17 protein-coding genes and 1 pseudogene are annotated in these 20,933 nt (G+C 63.3%); 3 read left to right on the top strand and 15 right to left on the bottom strand.

The window, feature by feature from the left end; all coding sequences use genetic code 11:
* Positions 1–16: 16 nt before the first annotated feature.
* The 5 genes from ACFRFQ_RS14555 to ACFRFQ_RS14575 all read right to left on the bottom strand — a co-directional run bounded on the left by ACFRFQ_RS14555 (position 17) and on the right by ACFRFQ_RS14575 (position 6,393).
* On the bottom strand, positions 17–772 hold the full coding sequence (locus ACFRFQ_RS14555) for a dipeptide/oligopeptide/nickel ABC transporter ATP-binding protein (RefSeq protein WP_378658667.1): 756 nt from the start codon (positions 770–772) through the stop codon (positions 17–19).
* Complete coding sequence (locus ACFRFQ_RS14560) at positions 769–2,481, bottom strand: dipeptide/oligopeptide/nickel ABC transporter permease/ATP-binding protein (protein ID WP_378658669.1); 1,713 nt, start codon at positions 2,479–2,481, stop codon at positions 769–771. The genes ACFRFQ_RS14555 and ACFRFQ_RS14560 overlap by 4 nt, the downstream gene beginning before the upstream one ends.
* A complete protein-coding gene (locus tag ACFRFQ_RS14565; RefSeq protein ID WP_378658672.1) occupies positions 2,478–3,467 on the bottom strand; it encodes an ABC transporter permease in 990 nt (329 codons plus the stop codon). Before ACFRFQ_RS14565 ends, ACFRFQ_RS14560 begins: the two co-directional genes overlap by 4 nt.
* A 7-nt stretch (positions 3,468–3,474) precedes the next feature.
* Positions 3,475–5,097: an ABC transporter substrate-binding protein gene (locus ACFRFQ_RS14570; protein ID WP_378658674.1), complete on the bottom strand. Its 1,623-nt coding sequence runs from the start codon at positions 5,095–5,097 to the stop codon at positions 3,475–3,477.
* A gap of 168 nt (positions 5,098–5,265) precedes the next feature.
* Entirely contained in the window at positions 5,266–6,393 is a 1,128-nt protein-coding gene (locus ACFRFQ_RS14575; RefSeq protein ID WP_378658677.1) for an NDMA-dependent alcohol dehydrogenase, read from the bottom strand.
* Positions 6,394–6,711: 318 nt separating this feature from the next.
* On the opposite strand from ACFRFQ_RS14575, the pseudogene ACFRFQ_RS14580 reads away from it, so the two are divergent.
* Positions 6,712–6,945 (top strand): annotated as a pseudogene (locus ACFRFQ_RS14580) (peptide deformylase); the annotation flags it as partial.
* A gap of 147 nt (positions 6,946–7,092) precedes the next feature.
* Complete coding sequence (murJ, locus tag ACFRFQ_RS14585; protein ID WP_378658680.1) at positions 7,093–8,679, top strand: murein biosynthesis integral membrane protein MurJ; 1,587 nt, start codon at positions 7,093–7,095, stop codon at positions 8,677–8,679.
* 623 nt (positions 8,680–9,302) lie between these two features.
* On the opposite strand, the gene gatA is transcribed toward murJ, so the two are convergent.
* Together gatA and gatC are read right to left on the bottom strand one after the other, a co-directional pair.
* Positions 9,303–10,784 carry an Asp-tRNA(Asn)/Glu-tRNA(Gln) amidotransferase subunit GatA gene (gatA, locus tag ACFRFQ_RS14590; protein WP_378658682.1) on the bottom strand — a complete coding sequence of 494 codons (1,482 nt, stop codon included), beginning with the start codon at positions 10,782–10,784 and terminating at the stop codon, positions 9,303–9,305.
* Positions 10,781–11,080 (bottom strand): Asp-tRNA(Asn)/Glu-tRNA(Gln) amidotransferase subunit GatC, encoded by a 300-nt coding sequence (gene gatC / locus ACFRFQ_RS14595; RefSeq protein WP_033231072.1) that lies wholly within the window; start codon positions 11,078–11,080, stop codon positions 10,781–10,783. The genes gatA and gatC overlap by 4 nt, the downstream gene beginning before the upstream one ends.
* A 254-nt stretch (positions 11,081–11,334) precedes the next feature.
* Between gatC and ACFRFQ_RS14600 the strand changes: the two genes are divergently transcribed.
* Entirely contained in the window at positions 11,335–11,985 is a 651-nt protein-coding gene (locus ACFRFQ_RS14600) for an ACT domain-containing protein (RefSeq protein WP_138869225.1), read from the top strand.
* 33 nt (positions 11,986–12,018) lie between these two features.
* Here the strand turns inward: ACFRFQ_RS14600 and ACFRFQ_RS14605 are convergent, their stop codons facing one another.
* From ACFRFQ_RS14605 to ACFRFQ_RS14640, 8 genes are all read right to left on the bottom strand, one after another.
* The gene (locus tag ACFRFQ_RS14605; protein ID WP_378658686.1) at positions 12,019–12,507 is read right to left on the bottom strand and encodes a GNAT family N-acetyltransferase; all 489 of its coding nucleotides are present in this window, start codon (positions 12,505–12,507) and stop codon (positions 12,019–12,021) included.
* Positions 12,508–12,560: 53 nt separating this feature from the next.
* Positions 12,561–14,660, bottom strand: a complete 2,100-nt coding sequence (gene ligA, locus ACFRFQ_RS14610) for an NAD-dependent DNA ligase LigA (RefSeq protein ID WP_378658689.1) — start codon at positions 14,658–14,660, stop codon at positions 12,561–12,563.
* A gap of 45 nt (positions 14,661–14,705) precedes the next feature.
* Complete coding sequence (locus tag ACFRFQ_RS14615) at positions 14,706–15,728, bottom strand: methionine synthase (RefSeq protein ID WP_378658692.1); 1,023 nt, start codon at positions 15,726–15,728, stop codon at positions 14,706–14,708.
* Positions 15,725–16,822, bottom strand: a complete 1,098-nt coding sequence (gene mnmA, locus ACFRFQ_RS14620) for a tRNA 2-thiouridine(34) synthase MnmA (RefSeq protein ID WP_378658694.1) — start codon at positions 16,820–16,822, stop codon at positions 15,725–15,727. The genes ACFRFQ_RS14615 and mnmA overlap by 4 nt, the downstream gene beginning before the upstream one ends.
* Positions 16,822–18,051, bottom strand: coding sequence for a cysteine desulfurase family protein (locus ACFRFQ_RS14625; RefSeq protein ID WP_378658697.1), 1,230 nt, complete (start codon positions 18,049–18,051; stop codon positions 16,822–16,824). The genes mnmA and ACFRFQ_RS14625 overlap by 1 nt, the downstream gene beginning before the upstream one ends.
* Positions 18,052–18,095: 44 nt before the next feature.
* Positions 18,096–18,989: a lysophospholipid acyltransferase family protein gene (locus tag ACFRFQ_RS14630; RefSeq protein WP_378658700.1), complete on the bottom strand. Its 894-nt coding sequence runs from the start codon at positions 18,987–18,989 to the stop codon at positions 18,096–18,098.
* Complete coding sequence (locus ACFRFQ_RS14635) at positions 18,986–19,816, bottom strand: GNAT family N-acetyltransferase (protein WP_378658703.1); 831 nt, start codon at positions 19,814–19,816, stop codon at positions 18,986–18,988. The genes ACFRFQ_RS14630 and ACFRFQ_RS14635 overlap by 4 nt, the downstream gene beginning before the upstream one ends.
* Positions 19,817–19,945: 129 nt before the next feature.
* Positions 19,946–20,902 carry an electron transfer flavoprotein subunit alpha/FixB family protein gene (locus tag ACFRFQ_RS14640; RefSeq protein ID WP_378658708.1) on the bottom strand — a complete coding sequence of 319 codons (957 nt, stop codon included), beginning with the start codon at positions 20,900–20,902 and terminating at the stop codon, positions 19,946–19,948.
* Between the last annotated feature and the right edge of the window lie 31 nt (positions 20,903–20,933).

Genomic DNA, 20,933 nt, shown 5'->3' on the forward strand with positions numbered 1-20,933 from the left:
TTCCTTCCCCGCCGCGCTACGAGCGGGCGGCCGCAGCCACGAGGGCCGCGGTGTAGTGATGTCTGGGGCTTCCCAGGACCGACGAGACCGACCCACTTTCGACTACCCGCCCGCCCTGCATCACAACCACACGATCCGATCCACGTTGGGCGAGTGCGAGGTCATGAGTGATGTGCACGATGGCAATGCCCTGGTCCTGGCACAACCGGTTCATGAGTTCAACGATGTCCACTCGCAACGAGGCATCGAGTCCGCTGGTCGGCTCATCCGCGAGAATGAGCTTAGGACCGGCGATCACGGCGCGGGCAAAGGCAACGCGCTGCCTTTCACCGCCGGACAACTCGTGCGGGTACCGACCTAGATATCGCTCAGCGGGAAGTAAATTCACCGATTCCAACGCAGCCACGACAGCATCCCGGCGAGTGGACTTGGCGCCGATCCGGTGGATCACCATTGGTTCGGCGACGATCTCCGCCACCGTCATGCTCGGTGGCAGCGACGCATACGGATCCTGGAACACCAGATGAATATCGCGTCGCATGGACCGAGCCGCTCGGCCTCGTATGCCGAGGATATCCACGCCGTCGAACGTCACACTGCCTGCGACCGGAACGGTCAGTCCGGCAACCACCCTGGCCACCGTCGACTTCCCTGCCCCCGAGCCGCCGACCAGTGCGACGGACTCACCGCGTGCAACCGTCAGCGATACATCCGAGACAGCGCGAACACCGTGGAATGACACCGACAGGTTACCGACCTCGAGCAGTGTCATCGGGAGACCTCCAATTCGGCCACCGGTTCGAGACGCGCAACCGCCTCGATCAACCTCTGGGTATACGAATGTTGCGGATCACCCGTAATTTCGGCGACAGAACCGATTTCGACAACCTCACCATCCTTCATCACCGCGATTCGATCGGCAATCCGTTCCACAACTGGCAGATTGTGCGAAATGATCAGAAGGGACAATCCCAGCGACGCACGTAGATTCAGCAGCAGGTGCAGGATTTCATCTTCCATGAGAACGTCCAGCCCGCTGGTGGGTTCGTCGGCAATCAGAACAGCGGGATTGTTGACCAATGCCATGGCGATCACCACGCGTTGACGCATTCCGCCGGACAACTGATGCGGGTAGGCATCGATACGCGTCGCGGCGATCCCGACTTTCTCCAACAGGTCGGCTGACCGCTCTCGTGCCTCGGAACGGGTGCAGTCCGTGTGCACGCGAACCGCTTCGACTAACTGATCGCCGATTGTGCGAACCGGGTTCAAGGCACTCATCGCCTCCTGCGGAACCAGCGCAATCCTGTTGCCCCGCAGAGATTGCAGCGATGCCGACGACATGCGCGTCACGTCCTGACCACAGACACGAACGATACCGCCTGTGATCTCGGCGCTCGGAGCGAGCAAGCCCATGGCCGCAGCGGCCACTGTGGACTTTCCACTGCCCGATTCGCCCACCAATGCCATTACTTCATGTGCTGCCATCGTGAGCGAGACGTCCTGCACCCCTGGACGATCACGGCCGTACGAGATGGTCAGATTCTCGATCGAGAGCGGTTCAGCAGGTACCGAGACAGAGGACGCAGGAAGAGTCTGTGCGCGGCCCTCATCGCCGCGCTGGACTCTCTTCTTTCGGGCCAGTACCGGCCTCGACCGTTCTTCGAGAGCATTGCCGATCAACGCAAAACCCAGGACCGTCAAGGCAATAGCGATGCCAGGTGGCAGGATCCACCACAGCCACGCATCCGTGAGGAAAGCGTTTCTCGACTGGGCCAACGCCAACATCGACCCCCAACTCGCGGAGGTGACGTCGCCCAGACCGAGGAACGCGAGCGAAGCCTCCAAGAGAATCGCCGTTTTCGTGGCCAGGATGAACTGGGGTACCACCAACGGGAACACTGCACGAGATATGTGCCTGCGCAACACATACCAGGTCCCCGCACCCATCGAATTCAATGCGTGTATGTAATCCCGTTCACGAAGTGACAGAACCTGCGAGCGCAGTTCTCGTGCCAGGCCGGCCCACAGCACTGCCGAGATCACCAGAATCTGGGTTCCCATGCCCGGCCCGACGAAGACGCCGATCACGATGGTCAGCGGCAGCACCGGCAAAGTCAGAATGACATCGACAACGCGCATCAGAATAGTATCGACGGCGCCGCGGCAATAGCCCGCGAGAACACCCACAACAGTACCGATGACAGTTGCCGCCAGCGCCGCGACAACCCCGATGATCAGAGAAATCCGAGCGCCGAAGATCAGTTGCGACAACAAGTCGTGTCCGACGTCGTCCGCCCCGAGCCAATGCGCGCCTGACGGCCTCGCAAATGGTCTCGTGACCCGCTCGTCGGGATCGTATGGCGCTATCACCGGAGCGGCAACGGCGCACAGCACCAAGACCGCGAGAATCGTTCCGCCGGCCACCGCCATACGCTTCGAACGCGACGACACTGCACCGAACAACCTCGTGCCCGTCACAGCGCCACCTCTTTCCGATCGGTTACACGCGCTCTCCGAACCCGTGGATCGATGAGCGGATAGGTGAGGTCGGCCAGGATATTCGCGGCGACGATGCCGAGTGTTGCGAGCAGGAATGCCCCCTGCAACAACGGGTAGTCGCGTGTCGTGACGGCGTCGTAGGTGAGCTTCCCCAAACCGGGATAGGCAAAGACGCTCTCGACGACCACGGCACCGGACAACAAGGTTCCCACCGTCAGCGTGAGACTGGTGAACACCGGCAACAGGGAGTTCCGCAGCGCGTGTCCGAGCGCAATCCGTCTCTCCGTCAGCCCTTTTGCACGCGCGAGTCGAATGAACGGCTCATCCAGGACTCCGACCATCGACGCCCGTGCCAGCAGGAAGAACCCACCGACACTGGCAATGACAAGTGTCGCCACCGGAAGCACCATACGGATTGCGGCCGCCCACAACCACTCCCAACCACTGACGTTGATCGGCACAGCGCCGTACGAGGGAAACCACCCCAATTGCACGGCGAACACTGCGATCAGGATCATTCCCACCCAGAATCCCGGCATCGAATCGATTGCCAATACGCCTGTGACAGTGGCTGTTTCCGTCTTGCTTCCACGACGCCACGCGGCCCAGGTGCCGAGCAACGTACCGATGACGGCGGCAATGAGCATTCCGGTTCCCACCAGCGCGAGCGTCCAGGGCAACTTTTCCATCAGCACATCGAACACGGGGCGGTTGTGCTCGATGGACATCCCCAGATCGCCCCGGAACAGACCTCCCAGGAACGAGAAGTACTGCTCCGGAACGGATCTGTCGAGGCCTGCTTCCGCACGAAGCTGCGCGATGTACTCGGGCGCCAGATTTCCGGTGTCACCGCCGTACAGGTAGCTGATCGGATCTCCCGGCGAAAGGTACGGCAGCGCAAAGTTCAGCGTCACTGCCGCCCACAGCACGAGCAGGTACTGCCCGATTCGACGAAGCGCAGGCATCGTCGTATCAGCGCACAGGTGCGATGGCGTTGACGCTCGCGCTGATCTCGCGAGGCAGGAACGACCACTTGTGCACGATTCCGTATCCGGGCGTCTCGACCCAGCCGCCGAAGGTGTCGGAGCGAACGCCGAAGTACTCGTCGGGGTAGTACAGGCCGATCGTGGTCGGCTGACGGTTGTACAGATCCTGGATCTCGTCGAGAACTGCCAGACGCGCCTCGTTGGTCTCCGTCAGCTTCCACTTGTCGTACAGAGCGTCGAATTCGGGATACGCGATCGACGGAGACTTCCAGATGTTTCCGGAGCGGTGCGACATGATGAACTGAGTCGAATCCGCAACCGCGTGCGGTGAATTCATGGTGATGTACATGTCGTAGGTCTTCTTGGTCGCAATATCGGACAGCGTTCCAGTGTCGACCGCGACAACCGACGTCTCCACGCCGACCTTTCCGAAGTCCTCGGTGAGCAGTTCAGCCGCTCGGACGTCCGGCGACAGTCCTCCGTCGACGTGAATCGTGAACGCGAGCTTCTCACCGGCCGCATTCTCACGAATACCGTCGCCGTCCTTGTCGACATATCCCATGCCGTCGAGGATCTTCTTTGCGCCGTCCACGTCGTACGGCGACTCCGTGGGGTTGGCGTACGGCGCGTCCGGGTGTACGTAACCCTGCGTCGCCGGGCGCCCCTGGCCCAATCCCACGATCTCCAGCAACTGATCTCGATCGACGGACTGATTCAGCGCCGTCCTGAACTGTGCGTCACTGAACGGAGCTTCGAGGAAGTTCAACTTCAGTTCCGGGTATCGCAGCGGCGAAGTCTTGATCACCGAGATATCGGCGGAGTTCTCGAATTCGGTGATCAACTCCGGAGTCAAAGCTCGTGTCGTGGCATCGATCTGGCCCGAACGCAGCGCGGTGAACGTCGCAGACGAGTCCGCGATGACCGGCATGACGATCTCGTCGACCGTCGGGGTTCCGGCAAAGTAGTCGGCATTTGCCTCGAACCGGTAGCCCGATGTCGGACTGTACTCGACCAGCTTGTACGGTCCCGTTCCGACCGGAAGTGCCGTTACCTCTTTGGCTTTGGCCGGATCGACTGAAGACCAGATGTGTTCCGGGAGAACCGGCAGATCCGCGAGGGTCACCGTGCCGAGTTCAGGGCACGCGTAATCGCAGACGAACCGCACCCCTCCGTCTGCCGTCGCCTCCACAGTCGAAATCGACGGAGTGTCGTTGACGTGGTGGGTGAAGCGACCGGTCGGCGCCGAATGCATGTAATGGAAGCTGAAAACTACGTCATCAGCGGTGAAGGCCTCGCCGTCATGCCAGGTGACGTCGTCACGCAGCTTGACTTCCCACGTCGTCGCACTGACCTGGTCGACCGACGTCGCAAGCCACGGCTGCGGGTCGTCGACGTACGGCGACGGCGCCAGCAGCTTGTCGTAGATCATCTCGGTCATCTGATCCGTCTGTCCGGCAAAGATATTGAGCGGACCCGAGTCCTTGTCCGTGGCGATGGTCAATGTCGTAGCCGTTGCCGGACCCGACAGCGCGGTGGTTGCACCTTCACTGGAACCACATGCCGTTGCAAACAACACGGGGGTCAGCACAAGGGCGGAAACGGCACACATGCGACGCCTCGAAGAATTCAGAAATCCCATCACGATCTTTCTAGTTAGGTCTGCATTACCTCAGTTAGGTAAGACTACCTTAAGTAGAATTGATTCTGGACATTCCCCCACATACAAAAGGGCTCTCCGGCACGAATGCCGGAGAGCCCTGGTCAAGCGCAAGCGAGGTCAGTAATCGGCCTCGGTGTACAAGATCATGCCGCGCAAGTTCTTTCCGGCGAGCATGTCCGCGTAACCCTCGTTGATCTCCTCGAGCTTGTAGGTGTTGGTCACCAACTCGTCGAGTTTGAGTGCGCCACTGCGATAGTGATCGAGCAGCTTGGGAATTTGGGAACGCGGGCCGACACCACCGAAGATGGCTCCCTGCAAGCGCTTCTGGAGCAGCGTCAGCTCGAACAGGCTGAGCGTCACCTGCGAATCGGCATAATGGCCCATGCCGACCACCACAACCTGACCGCCCTTACCGGTGGCACTGAGAGCAGGTTGAATCATGTCGCCGTGGATCTCACCGACAGTGATCACGGTGACGTCGGCCATCTTGCCCCACGTGAGTTCGCCGATCGCCGGAAGAGCTTCTTCGAGGGAAGCGTAGGTATGTGTTGCGCCGAATTCCATCGCCTTCTGCCGCTTGAATTCAACCGGGTCGATCGCGATGACAAAGCGAGCACCGGCAGACGCAGCGCCCTGCACGGAATTGATGCCGACGCCGCCAACTCCGACCACCACTACCGTGTCACCGACCTTGGCGCCGCCGATTGCCGTCGCCGATCCCCACCCGGTCGCGACACCACACCCGAGCAGTGCTGCCTTGTCGAGTGGGATGTCCTTCTCGATCTTGATAACCGAGGACTCGTTGACCGTGACGTACGGAGAGAACGTGCCGAGCAGGCACATCTGGATGACGGGCTCACCATCGAGGGTGACTCGATACGAATTGTCCGAGATAGACTGCCCCGTAAGGAGTCCCGCACCCTGGTCGCAGATATTCTGCAATCCCTTCGCACACGAGGGACAGCGTCCACACGCCGGAATGAAGGCCAGCACAACGTGATCACCTTCGGCGACGCTCGTGACACCCGGCCCCACCTTCGTCACCACCCCGGCGCCTTCGTGCCCACCCACGGCCGGATAGAGGGAAAGCGGGGTTGCACCTGTCCGCAAGTGCTCGTCCGAATGGCACAGCCCCGATGCGGCGAGCCGAACCTGCACTTCTCCGGAAATCGGATCACCCAAATCAACCTGTTCGATTTCCCAGGGCTGACCTGGCGCCTTGACTACTGCTGCCTTGACCTTCACCAGCACTCCTCGAAATTCTTCGTGATGCACGGACGACGACGGATCGAATCGAGGAACTGTGTCCCCGATCACACTCCACTGACGAGTGTGCCCGATGACGACAAAAAATGTTGCCGCTCAGACGGTCACTTTCCGACACGACCATCCTCGAGCCAGCACAACCATCTCTCCGCGTGAACGAACTTCGGAACAACGAACTCCATCCTGCCCTCTTCAGGGTCCGACTAGGTATCTACAAGTATCGACATACACATGGCCATCGGGTCGGCACTGACAGTATTCGACAACAAGATCGCACCGTTCTTCGCCGAAGGCGCCTGGGCACGCGTCACTGGTGTCGATATCCACGGAAGTCCCATTTCCGTCGAAGGAAATGGGTACCTGGCGCGGTGCCTTCAACACGAAACCGATCACCTACTTGGCCATCTCTACCTTGACCGGCTGATCGGACGCCACCACCGCGCCGCACGCAGAATGATCAAAAGCAGAGGATGGACCACGGCCGGAAACGTCTGGGTTGCAGGCGAAGAACCGGACCCATTCGGATGGTGACAGGATCAAGCGCAGTTGGCCGACCACAGGCTTAGCCGACTTCGAATTCCACCATCTATGCCGAAATTCCCCCAACCAGCCGATTTCGCATACCGGATTCCGACTATGCAGCCTCCACACACCATGGCGTTGAGGCACCATGGTCGAATGGCGGTTTCTCAGGACAGGTTGGCGCGCGCGACCGGTGCTGTTGCGGTGGCGACCGCGGCGAGTCGCGCGACCGGTTTCCTCCGCACCCTCGCGTTGGCGGCGGTGCTGGGCACAGCGGCCGTCGGGGACGCATACAACGGCGCTAACAGCATGCCCAATATGGTGTATGAACTGCTCCTCGGTGGGGTGATGAGCAGTGTCCTCATCCCTGTGCTGGCGAGGGCACGGCTCCGCGGGCGAACCTATTCGCGGGTTTTCACCCAACGCCTACTGCTGGCGACGGTTCTCGGTGCTGCTGTCGTGACCGCGATAGCGGTGGCGTGTGCCCCGTTTCTGGTTGCCGCATTGGTGTCGGATACGGAGCAGTCGCAGTTGGCGACGATGCTGGCGTATCTACTGTTGCCGGAGATCTTTTTCTATGCAATCGCTGCGACCGTGACAGCCGTGCTGAACGTGCGGGAGAGCTACGCGCCCGCAGCTTGGGCGTCGGCGGTCAACAACCTGATCGTTCTTGCGATGGTCGCGGTTTTCGCGGCGGTACCGGGTCCGGTGACGTTGCTACCGTCGACGATGACCAGTGTGCAGGTGCTCGTCCTGGGTCTCGGAACCACGATCGGGATCGTGGGTCAGGCTGTGTGGACGGTTGCGGCGTTGCAGCGTAACGGATTTCGATGGAGTTGGCGGGTACGTCCCGTGCCGTACACGTGGCGTCCGGTCCGCGTCGGAGCGAGGTTGCTCAGCTGGGTGTTGCTCTACGTCGCGATCAGCCAGGTAGGTGTCGGCGTCGTACTCCGAGTCGCGTTCAGCCACGGCGGAGTCTCGACCTACACGTACGCTGACCTGCTGTTCCAGGTACCGTACGGCATCCTCGGGGTGTCCTTGCTGACCGTGCTCATGCCCCGTATCTCCCGTGCTGTGGCGCTCGGGGACCGTGATGCGCTGGTCGCCGACATGGGCCGCGCCGCGCGGTACTCGGTTCTCGCTCTCGTCCCTGCGGCAGTCGCGATGACTCTACTCGGCCCGATGCTGACCACGGTGATGTTCGTCGGGCGCGTCGATGTCGATGCCGCACGCACTATCGGTGTGGCACTGGCACTATCGGCGTTCGGGCTTCCCCCGTTCGCGTTGGTCATGCTGCAACTGCGAGTCTTCTACGCGGGCAACGACATGCGAACACCGGCCTTGATCAACGCCGCAATGGTGCTCACGAAAGTCGCCGTCGTTGCACTCGCTGTCGCTGGTCTTCCGAACCAGACGATCGTGGTGATGCTTCCGGTCGCAAGTTCACTGTCCTACATCGTCGGTGCCGTCAGCGGGCACCTGGTGTTGCGCCACCGTTACGGCCTACTCGGCTTCCACACGGTGCTCGAAACCTTCTCTCGGGTGCTGTGGGCGTCGATAGCTGCCGGCGTGGTCTGCGTTGTCGCGATCGGATCTATGCACCAGCTCATCGACAATCCTCGCGCGGCCGCAGCAGCAACACTGGCGGCGGTGCTCGTGCTCGGAACACCGACATTCCTCGTCGCGGCCAACAAGATCGGTATCCCCGAGATCCGCAACGCCAAAGCCATACTCAACCCGTAACCACGCAGCCAAGGTGATGAAGAACATGGGTTCGCGGCACACGACGGTCACTTCTTCGATGTTGTCCCATGCGCCGAGATCGATGTTGGGGCCGCCATTTTCGAAGATGTGATCTTCCCCGGACGGTGGGGTCCGCGTCGACCGCCGAGATGAGAAACGCGTGGTGCTCAATCTCTATCGACCCGGTGATCGTCATCGCGTGATGACGGCAGTCGCCAGCCTGCAGTGAATGCGCTCAGCATTCCCCGTTTGCTGCAGCACGAAGACCTTCGATGACCAACGCCTGCTGATGCGGGGTTTGCCCTGCCCAAGGGCCGACCGGCAACGTGATCGTAAGAATGTGGTTCCAACCGGCGCCTTGAAGACCAGCTAGCGCACTGTCCACCGATCCAAAGGCCATCAGTGCCGACTTCACGTCTTCACACGCGGCAAACACTCAGGGTTCGTTGCATACTCAGATCAAACCAGAATCGGTTCGAACAAAGACCCCAGTCTCGCGTGATTGCCGGTCAGTCAGCTTGACCAATCCGCATGCAGCCCAGAATAAATCACCATGGGTGAACACCCTCGACGATGCCGCCGCTGAGCGGCAGTGGCGGCATCGTCGGAAAAATGCTCTGCGGTCAGACAGCGGTACCGATCGCGCCACGCGCTGCTTCGTAGGCTGCACCGACGCGGTACAGACGCTCGTCCGCCATGGCCGGAGCCATGATCTGCAGACCGACAGGCAGGTTGTCGTCCGCCGACAGACCTGACGGCACCGACATGGCGCAATGGCCGGCCAGGTTGGTGGGCAGGGTGCAGAGGTCGGAGAGGTACATCGCGAGCGGATCGCCCACCTTCTCCCCCAACTTCCACGGCGTGAACGGACTGGTCGGCGAGACCAGAACGTCGACCTGCTCGTACGCCTTGTCGAAATCGCGGGCGATCAGAGTGCGAACCTTCAGCGCCGAGCCGTAGTAGGCGTCGTAGTAACCCGAGGACAAGGCGTAGGTGCCGATCATGATGCGGCGCTTGACCTCCGGACCGAAACCGGCAGCGCGGGTGGCTGCCATGACCTGGTCGGCACTCATGTTGCCGTCGTCGACACGCATGCCGTAACGCATCGCGTCGAAGCGGGCCAAGTTGGACGAGACCTCACTGGGCAGCACGAGGTAGTACGACGCGAGCGCGTACTCGAAGCTCGGGCACGAGACCTCGACAACCTCGGCGCCGAGAGCCTTCAGCTGCTCGACTGCCGCGTCGAAGGACACGATGACGCCGGGCTGGTAACTGTCGGAGTGCAATTCCTTGACGACGCCGACCTTGACGCCGCGCAGGTCGCCGTTGGCACCTTCGCGAGCAGCGGCAACCACCGGACGCACCGGGGCGTCGATGGACGTGGAGTCCCGCGGATCATGCCCGGCGATGACCTCATGCAGCAGCGCGGTGTCGAGCACTGTGCGACCGCACGGGCCACCCTGATCGAGCGAAGACGCACACGCGACAAGACCGAAACGCGAGACGGTTCCGTACGTCGGCTTGGTACCGACGGTTGCTGTGACAGCAGCCGGCTGACGAATGGATCCACCGGTGTCGGTGCCGATGGCCAACGGAGCCTGACGGGACGCGAGCGCCGCTGCGCTACCACCGCCGGAGCCGCCGGGGATACGCGTGGTGTCCCACGGGTTACGCGTCGGGCCGTACGCCGAGTTCTCGGTGGAGGATCCCATCGCGAATTCGTCGAGGTTGGTCTTGCCGAGGATCGGAATGCCTGCGGCGCGAAGCTTGCTCGTCAGGGTCGCGTCGTACGGCGCTACCCATCCTTCGAGCATCTTCGACGCACAGGTCGTCGGCATATCGGTGGTGGTGAAGATGTCCTTGAGCGCAATCGGGACACCGGCGAGCGCAGACACGGGCTCGTTTCCGGCGGCCAGGGAGCTGTCGACGGCAGCGGCGGCTTCGAGGGCCTGCTCACCGGCGACGTGCAGGAAGGCGTGGTACTCGGAGTCGACGGCAGCGATGCGATCGAGGTGCGCCTGAGTGACCTCTACCGAGGACACCTCACGCGAATGGATCTTGTCTGCCAGAACCGATGCGTCCAGCGTGGTCAGGTCGGCGGTCATTCGCCCTCTCCAAGGATCTGCGGAACGGCAAAGCGATCCTGTTCGACTGCGGGTGCACCGGACAACGCCTGGTCCGGGGTCAATCCCGGCACGATGACGTCCGGACGGGTGACGTTGGTGACGGCATTGGGGTTCGCCATGGGCGGAACGTCGTCGGCCGCAACCTCGGTGACCACCTTGACGTGGTTGAGAATCGAATCCAACTGACCGGCGAACTCGTCGAGTTCTGCGTCGGACAGTGCGAGTCTGGACAGCCGCGCGAGGTGCGCGACCTCGTCACGGGAGATGGCAGGCACCGCGGGGCCCCTTTCGGAAGAGGACGTATTCATTGCCGGTCCAGCCTAGTTGCTCGGCTCCCGAGACCTGTAGTCGCGCCTCGCGTGTCCACCGCCACGTCCGGTTCGACCGAAGTGTTTCGGTCGTGTCACAACCTCGTATTGCGGGCGTGACAGGGCCGCGGCGCCGACCATCGACGAGGCGACAAGTGCAAAGATGACGTACAGCGCGAGTCACCACGACCCGGGCGGAAACCGAAAGCGAAAGGACGAACGTGTCATACCTGCTCCGCGTCAGTCTGCCCGACCGTCCCGGTAGCCTCGGCGCACTCGCCGTCGCACTGGGTTCCGTCGGAGCCGACATTCTCTCCCTCGACGTCGTGGAGCGAGGCGACGGTTTTGCCATCGACGATCTTGTCGTCGACGTCGAACCGGGAGCGCTACCGGACACTCTGATCACGGCAGCCGAGCATCTCCCCGGCGTATCGGTGGATTCCATCCGTCCGTACGCGGGAATCCTCGACACCCATCGTGAACTCGAACTCATCGACTCCGTCGCCACCGCGAAGGACGATCGCCTGCAGGTACTCGTCGACGGCGCCCCACGGGTGCTGCGCGTGGGCTGGTCCGTGATCATCGATATCGGACCGCAGGGCGCCTATCGGGTGGTCGGCAGCTCGGGCGCCCCCGAAACTCACGCCACCGAGGTCCCGTGGATGCCCCTCGAGAAGCCGGCAGTCCTCGACGGTGAAGCCGACTGGGTGCCCGAGGTGTGGCGCGACATGGACACCAGCCTCGCTGCCGCACCGCTGGGCTCGGGTGGCCGTGTCCTGATGCTCGGTCGCCCCGGCGGGCCGGAGTTCCGGCCCTCGGAGATTGCCCGTCTGGGCTATCTCGCCGGGATCATCGCGACAGTTCTGGGCTGACCTATTCAGGGCTGACCACTCAGGGCTTACTACTCAAGCCAGACCCCGCACCATCACGGTCAGCTCCATGCCCCTGATCGGCTCCCACGCCCGGTCCGGGTCCGGCACAAATCCGTTGCGATCGTAGATACGACGCGCATCGACCATCTCGGGCTGAGTCGACATGACTACCGAGTGATCGCCCCGGTCGTAGGCCTCGGCTATCACTGCGCGCACCAAAGCCGTACCCGCGCCCGACCCGCGAGCATCGGGCGATACCGCAAGCATGCGGAATTCGAGTTCGCCGGTCTTCGCGACGTCCGCGAACGGTGTTCCGGGTTCCGCCACGGTGAGCGATCCCACAACGCGGTCCCCAAGAACTGCAACCAGCACTCGGCCGTCCTGCACCCGAGTTGCCGTGTCGCGCAGACGCTCCGCATACGGGGTTCCCTCGGCAACAAACCCGCCACCCACGTACGCCTGCACCGTCAGCTCCCCCACTGTGTCGAACTCGTTGGGGAGGATTTCGCGAATCTCGATCATGGCGCCACTATTGCACCCTGCCCACCGAACTCGGAAATCGCCGAGCGCGGTGGCTATTCGTCCAATTCGGTGGGCGTGACCGCGTCAGGGCCACCTTCGAGCAACCGGCGGAAGCCGTCCTCGTCGAGCACGGGCACACCCAATTCGACGGCCTTGTCGTGCTTGGAACCCGGCGCTTCACCGACAACGACAAACGCCGTTTTCTTCGAGACGGAACCAGCCGCCTTGCCGCCGCGCACGAGAATCGCCTCCTTCGCCTGATCGCGGGAGAACGTCTCGAGCGAACCGGTGACGACGATGGAGAGGCCCTCGAGATTGCGCGGAATGGAATCGTCTCGCTCGTCCTCCATCCGTACGCCGGCGGCCGCCCACTTGTCCACGATCTGCTGATGCCAGTCCACGGTGAACCACTCGACCACGGCGGCAGCGATCGTGGATCCGACGCCGTCCACAGCTGCCAACTGCTCCATCGACGCTTCCCGAATGCGTTGCAGCGAACCGAATTCCCCTGCCAAGGCTCGCGCCGCCGTGGGCCCGACATGCCGAATGGACAGTGCCACAAGCACTCTCCACAGCGGCTTGTCCTTCGCCGAATCCAGGTTGGCCAGCAAGCGTTTTCCGTTTGCCGACAAGGCTCCGGCGTTGGTCCGGAAAATCGGCACACCGATCAGAGTGTCGGCGTCAAGTGAGAAGAGGTCACCCTCGTCGTCGATGGCCTTCGCTTCGAGGAGACCGGTCGCAGCCTCGTATCCGAGCACTTCGATGTCGAAGGCCCCGCGGCCGGCCACGTGGAACACCCGCTCACGCAACTGAGCCGGGCAGTGCTGCTGATTGGGGCAGCGCACGTCGACGTCGCCCTCTTTGGCCGGCGCCAATTCGGTGCCGCATTCCGGGCATTGCGTCGGCATGACGAACTCACGCTCGGTGCCGTCGCGGACGTCGGCCACGGGGCCGAGAACCTCGGGGATGACGTCACCTGCCTTGCGCAGCACCACGGTGTCACCGATCAACACGCCCTTGCGCTTGACCTCGCTGCCGTTGTGCAGCGTGGCCAACGACACAGTGGAACCGGCTACCGTCACCGGTTCCATGTACGCAAACGGCGTCACCCGTCCGGTGCGCCCGACGCTGACACGAATGTCGAGGAGCTTGGTCGTGACCTCCTCGGGCGGGTACTTGTAGGCAATCGCCCAACGCGGCGCTCGTGACGTGGTGCCGAGACGGCGATGCAACGACATCTCGTCGACCTTGACGACCAGGCCGTCGATCTCATGCTCGACGTCGTGGCGGTGCTCGCCCCAGTACTTCATCTTCTCGACCACGGCGTCCGCTCCGACAACCCGGCTGGTGTGCGTCGAGACCGGCAGACCCCACGCGGCGAGCGCCACGTACGCGTCGTACTGCGATGCGGGTTCGAAACCCTCCATCCGGCCGAAACCGTGGCAGATCATGCCCAGGCGTCGGCGCGCCGTCACCGCGGGATTCTTCTGACGCAACGATCCGGCGGCGGAGTTGCGTGGGTTTGCGAAGGGCGCCTTGCCTTCTGCGACCAACGACGCGTTGAGCGCGGCAAAGTCCTCGAGCCGGAAGAACACCTCACCGCGTACTTCGAGCACGCTGGGGATCGGGTACTCCGCGCTCGCAGTCAGGTACTCCGGGATGTCGTTGATGGTGAGCGCGTTGAGCGTGACCAATTCACCGGTGCGGCCGTCACCACGCGTGGCCGCCCGCACGAGCTTGCCGTTCTCGTAGACGAGGTTGAGTGCAACGCCGTCGATCTTGACCTCACAGAGGTAATGCAGATCCGGCCCGGTTTCCTGCTCCACCTTGGCAATCCAGCCGCGGAGTTCGGACTCGTCGAAAACATTGTCGAGACTGAGCATGCGCTCGAGGTGATCGACCGAGGTGAAATCCGTTGCGAACCCGCCGCCCACCAACTGTGTCGGTGAGTCAGGAGTCCGCAGATCCGGATATTGCTCTTCGAGAGCATTGAGCTGGCCCAGCAGTGTGTCGAATGCGCCGTCCGAAATAGTCGGTGCATCACGAACGTAGTAGCGGAACTGATGCTGACGGACCTCCTCAGCCAGCTCCATCCACTGCTCACGCGCCTCGTTCGGCGCAGGCTGCACGGTTCCCTCGGTGGTTTCACTCACAAGGCAGAAGAATATCGGGTGGCACTGACATGTCTGCGCGGCGCGTCAGAACGCAGACGGATCGTCCACCAAGGCCTTGCTGACGTCGGTACACAACTTCAGCGCCGTGCGGGCGTAGTCGAGGCCCGCGCCGGCCAGACCGCATCGCGGCGTCACTGCCACCTGCGTCTGCAGAAGCTCCCGCGAGAATCCGAGACGGTCGATCAGCGTCACCGCAGGCATCGCGCATTCTTTCCACGTGAGCGGCTTCTCGGGCGCCGTGGCCGGAACCACACCCAACGCCAACTGCTTGTCGGCATCGAACAACTGCCCGACGCCGTCCAGGTCGCGCGAGGAAATCAGAGATAGATCGAAACTCACGGCAGACGCCTTGCTGCGTCGCAGAAGGTCCCACGGAAGGTCCGCGCTGCAACTGTGCACGATGGTCGGCAATCCGCAGCCCTCGATAGCCGAATCCAGAATTGCCAGTGCCTCCGGCTCGGGGAGCGCCGGAACACTTTCCATTCTGGTGCGGCCCGGCAAAGATCCCGCGAGCACAGCAGGCATCTGCGGCTCGTCGAGCTGGATGATCACGCGGGCACCCGTGCGGCGGGTCACCTCGGCGGCATGACGGGCCAATCCCTCGCCCAGCGATTCGGCGATGTCCCGCAATGCGCCGCGATCCACGAGTACACGGGAACCGTTTGCGACCTCGATCTCGGCGCCGAGCGTGAGCGGTCCGGCGGCCTGCAGTTTGATCACGTGATCTCCGCCGACCAGGCGGGCGGATTCCCAGGCTTCCTCGAGCGCGTCGAGATCCTGGTTCAGGAAGTCCTCGCCGCGCTTCGCGATGGTTCCGCGCCGAGGCACAACCCGGTAGGAACGCGTCGACGCATCGAGGTTGATGTCGACGAGGATGGCACCGGTTCGGCCGACGGTGTCTGCGCCTAGTCCCCGCGCCGGCAATTCCACCAGGTGCGGAAATCCACCGAGCTCACCGAGGATGGTGGCTGCGCTCTCCCGGGCATCCGTGCCCGGCCAGGATCCGATTCCGGTGACCAGGCCACCGATGGAAACCTGCTGTGTCACAGTGTGTTCGGCTCGGATTCGGTTCCGGCGATGGTGCCGCTGCCGAGTACCTGATCGCCCAGTTCGCTGTCGGGACGGTACAGAACCACTGCCTGCCCCTTCGCGACACCGGTCAGCGGTTCACGCAGGGAAATCGTGATGCCGCCGTCGACTGCTTCCGCCACCGCCTGAGCCAGCCCGCCGTGCGCTCGAACCTGCACCATGCACTCGACCGGGCCTTCGGGGGCCTCACCGGACGTCCAGATCGCGCGCTGTGCCGTGATCGCCCACACATCGAGATTCTTGGCCGATCCGACACGGACAGTGCCGGTTTCGGGTTCGATCGACGTCACGTACCGAGGACGTCCGTCCACCGCGGGACCTTCGACGCCCAGTCCCTTACGCTGACCGATCGTGAAGCCGTGAACACCGTCGTGCGCTGCGAGCACTTCACCCGAATCGGCGTCGACGACGCTTCCCGGGCGAACACCGATCCGGGCGCCCAGGAAAGCCCGGGTGTCGCCGGTCGGGATGAAGCAGATGTCGTGGCTGTCCGGCTTGTTCGCAACGGCCAGTCCGCGCTCGGCCGCCTCTTCGCGGATCTGCTCCTTCGGTGTGTCACCGATCGGGAACATCGCGCGCGAGAGCTGCGCTGCGGTCAGGACACCCAGAACGTACGACTGATCCTTGTCGGGATCGACGGCGCGGCGCAGAACACCGTCTTCGAGGCGCGCGTAATGGCCGGTGGCGACCGCGTCGAATCCGAGCGCAACCGCGCGATCGGCGAGAGCGGTGAACTTGATCTTCTCGTTGCAGCGCAGGCACGGATTGGGCGTCTCACCTGCTGCGTACGACGCCACGAAATCGTCTATCACGTCTTCTTTGAAGCGATCCGCAAAGTCCCAGACGTAGAAGGGGATTCCCAGAACGTCGGCGGCGCGCCTGGCATCGCCCGCGTCTTCCTTGGAACAGCATCCACGCGAACCCGTGCGCAAAGCGCCAGGTGCCGTCGACAACGCCAGATGAACTCCCACGACGTCATGGCCGGCTGCAACGGCGCGGGCGGCGGCAACGGCGGAGTCGACGCCTCCGCTCATGGCTGCGAGTACTCGCATCAGCGATCCCCTCCACGCGAACCGGCACCGGCAAGACCGGCGGCCCGAGCGCGCTCTACTACTTGTGGCAGCGCTGCGATGAGCGCATCCACATCGGTGACACTCGACGTATGTCCGAGTGAGAATCTCAAGGAGCCCCGCGCAGTCGACGGTTCGACGCCCATCGCGATCAGCACGTGGCTGGCCCGGGCAACACCTGCGGTGCACGCCGAACCGGTGGAGCATTCGATTCCGGCAGCGTCGAGGAGCATCAGCAGTGAGTCCCCTTCGCAACCGGGAAACGTGAAGTGCACGTTACCGGGCAGACGATCCGACCCTGTCGGGCCGTTGAGCACCGACTCGGGGAGAATCCGGAAAACACCCTCGATCAAGCGATCGCGCAGCTCGGCCAATTCCCGTGCGCTGGAATCGATGTGCGCGGTGTTCTCCCGCAGGGCCGCTGCCATGCCCACCACACCTGCGGTATCCGGGGTACCCGAACGAAGATCACGTTCGTGTCCTCCACCGTGCAGGAGCGGCACACACGGAACCTGACGTCCCAGCAGCAGCGCACCGACGCCGTGCGGCCCGCCGAACTTGTGTGCCGCAATGCTCAGCGCCGAGAGCTTGCTCGCGGCAAAATCGACCGGCAGCTGGGCGACGGCCTGAACCGCGTCACTGTGCATCGGGATCTCGAATTCCGCTGATATCTCGGCTAATTCGAGGATCGGCATGATGGTGCCGACCTCATTGTTGGCCCACATGATCGTGACGAGTGCAACCTCGTCGGCATGCACCGACAGCTCGTCTCGCAGGGTCTGTGGGTCGACCACACCGTTGGCGTCCACCGGCAACCAGGTGACCCGGGCACTCTCGTGCTTTTCGAGCCACTCCACGGTGTCGAGAACGGCGTGATGTTCTACCGAGCTCGCCAGGATTCGGGTGCGCCTGGGGTCCGCGTCGCGGCGCGCCCAGAAGATACCCTTGACCGCGAGGTTGTCACTCTCGGTGCCGCCGGACGTGAAGATGACCTCAGACGGGCGGGCACCCAGGCTCGCCGCGATCGACTCGCGCGATTCCTCGACGCGGCGCCGCGCCGCGCGGCCGGAGCCGTGCAGCGAGGACGCATTGCCCACAGTGGCGAAGGTATCGGTCATCGCCTCGATAGCAGCTGCCGTCATCGGTGTGGTGGCGGCATGATCGAGGTACACCGGAAATGCGGTGTCAACACGGTGTGCAGGCAGAGTCATGGCCTGACCAGGATAGCCCAGCACGGTGGCTCTCTTCGCGCCGCTTACCCGACCAGGCGAACATCTTCCGGCCGTACTGTGACCCGCATCTCCAGATCCGGCGCCAGAGCAGTGGTGCCTCGCACCGCCCTCTCACATCGCTGTGCAAGATCTCGTCGGCACTCCCCGGCCTCTTCCAACGGCGCCAACCGGACCTCCACCTCGACATGCTTCTGGCGCAGGATTCGCCCGATGGATTGCCCGATCGTCTCGCTGCCGACAAAACACGGTCCGGTGCACAGGGTGCCGTCGCCGTTGGCATACCGGATCGCCATGGGCTGGACCGGGCATTGCGAATCGACCGCAGCCTGGAACATGGCCGGGCGGAATCCGCCGTACGCTCGCCCGCACCACGTAGTTCCCTCCGGAAAAGCCATGACCCGCACGCCGCGTTCCAGACGCTCACGCACAGTGCCCACGACGTCAGGCAAGTCACGCAGCCGAGCGCGATCTATCGGTACCACCCGCATCCGACGTGCCAGCGACCCGAGGACCGCCCACTCCAGCAGATCGGCACGGGCGACGAAGTTCGCAGGCGCAACGGCACTGGCAACCAGCACGTCCGTCCAGGACACGTGGCCGGCCACCACCAACACCCCGTCCGGTTCCGGCCTGCCCAATCGCTGATCGTCGACCCTCAGTTTCATGCCGAGGCAGCGGAGCAGAATCCGTGAATACGCGCGCTGCAGTCGGGCCCGCCAGGTTCGCGGCAGCAACCAGCCCGCCGACAACATCGGCGCAGTCAGTAGCGCGCAGCCGACCAGCACCGCTCGCATCGCTACCGTGATCTTCGACACACGCGCCGGATCGGGCGGTAGGCACCCGTCGCCGCAGGGGCTCGACGGCACCCAGTACGGGGTCATCCCACGAGGCGGCGTCATCCCACGAGGCGGCGTCATCCCACAGGCCCTTGCTGGGTCGACGCCGCCGATCGCAGCCGATCGAGGTACCGCTTGTTGGCCGAGTGCAGACCTTGCAACGCAACGAAATCTGCGACCCCGAAGGCGGGATCGTAGGCAGGTTCACCACAGATCACGGCGCCCATGCGCAGGTACCCGCGCAGCAGGGGCGGCATGGTCACGCGCGTGGGCGGTGCGATCTGGTCCAACGTGCGCCCGCCAAGCACCACGGGATTACGCGGAACGGCCCGACTCTCGAGCGTGCTCCCGTGCTTGTTCAGCACAAAATCTCGGACGCCGCGCACCTCAGCCCCCGGTACGGCACCGGGGTGCGGTGTGATCGGAACGGACACGCACCCCATCACCCATTCGTGGCCCGTCAGTTCGAGGTACTGCAGAATTCCGGACCACATGAGGCCGAGAACCGAACCGTTGCGATGCGCCGGATCGACACACGCGCGGCCCATCTCGACAATGCGGAGCGCCTCCGGATCCAGAGCCGATATGTCGAATTCCGTTGCTGTGTAATATCCGCCGGCTTTTGCCGCGGCGTCCGGGGTGAGCATGCGATAGCATCCGACGTAGTCGCCGGTGATGTCGTCGCGGACCAGAATGTGATCACAGAATTCGTCGAACGCATCTGCGTCCAGCTCGAAAGGTGAAGCGGGAATCGAGAATCCGGGTTCGGAGACGAATACCCGATATCGAAGGCGCTGCGCGGCCACTCGATGTTCACGGTCGGAGGAGACGATCAGGGAATATCTCGGCGCGGCAACCTCACGGCCGAGATTGTCACTCGCGGGGCGAAGGACTGACGTAATTGTCATGCGCCAGGTTTATCCAGCAGACGCAACGCTGCGGCATCAGCAAAGTGACAGGCCGATGCAGGCCTGGTGAATAACGCACTGTGCGCCTTTATTAACCGCGGGGGGTTAATAAAGGCGCACAGCAGCTTTTTAGCCCTTGTGAGCCTTCACAGCTTCGGTGAGCTGCGGTGCGACGTTGAACAGGTCGCCCACGATGCCGAAGTCGGCGATCTCGAAGATGGGTGCCTCTTCGTCCTTGTTGACCGCGACGATGGTCTTGGACGTCTGCATGCCGGCGCGGTGCTGGATGGCACCGGAAATGCCGAGTGCGATGTACAGCTGCGGGGAGACCGTCTTACCGGTCTGACCGACCTGGAACTGTCCGGGGTAGTAACCCGAGTCCACAGCGGCACGCGAAGCGCCGACTGCTGCGCCGAGGGAATCGGCGAGCTCTTCGACGACGGAGAACTTGTCCGCGCTGCCGACGCCGCGTCCACCGGAAACCACAACGCTGGCTTCGGTGAGCTCGGGGCGGTCGCCACCGACGATGGGCTCACGCGAGGTGACCTTGACGGCACTCTCGTCCTGAGCCGGAACCTCGACGGCGATCTGCTCGCCGGCACCGGCCTGCGGAGCTGCCTCGACGGCACCCGGGCGAACCGAGTAGACGGGAACCTCGCCGTTGGCCTTGGCCTCGACGGTGAACGCGCCACCGAAGATGGAGTGGACGCCCGTTCCGTCAGCCTTGATCTCGATGACGTCGGTCAGCAGACCGGAGCCCAGACGTGCGGCCAGACGGCCGGCAACCTCTTTGCCCTCGGTGCCGGCAGCGGTGATGACCGCTGCGGGGCTGGTGGACTCGACGAGTGCGGCGAGAACGTCGACCTTGGGGGTGACGAGGTAGCCCTCGATGTCGTCGGACTCGGCGACGTAGATCTTCTCGGCGCCGGCTGCTGCCAGTGCGTCGGCGAGCTTGGCTGCGGTGCCCGCGGGGCCGGCGACAACTGCCGACGGCTCACCGAGTGCGCGTGCAGCGGTGATGAGTTCGGTGCTGACCTTCTTCAGCGCACCTTCTGCGTGCTCTACGAGCACAAGTACTTCTGCCATGACTTAACTCTCCCTGAGTTTTTCTGCTGGT

Source organism: Rhodococcus sp. NPDC056743 (genome assembly GCF_042790355.1).
GTDB lineage: Bacteria > Actinomycetota > Actinomycetes > Mycobacteriales > Mycobacteriaceae > Rhodococcus_F.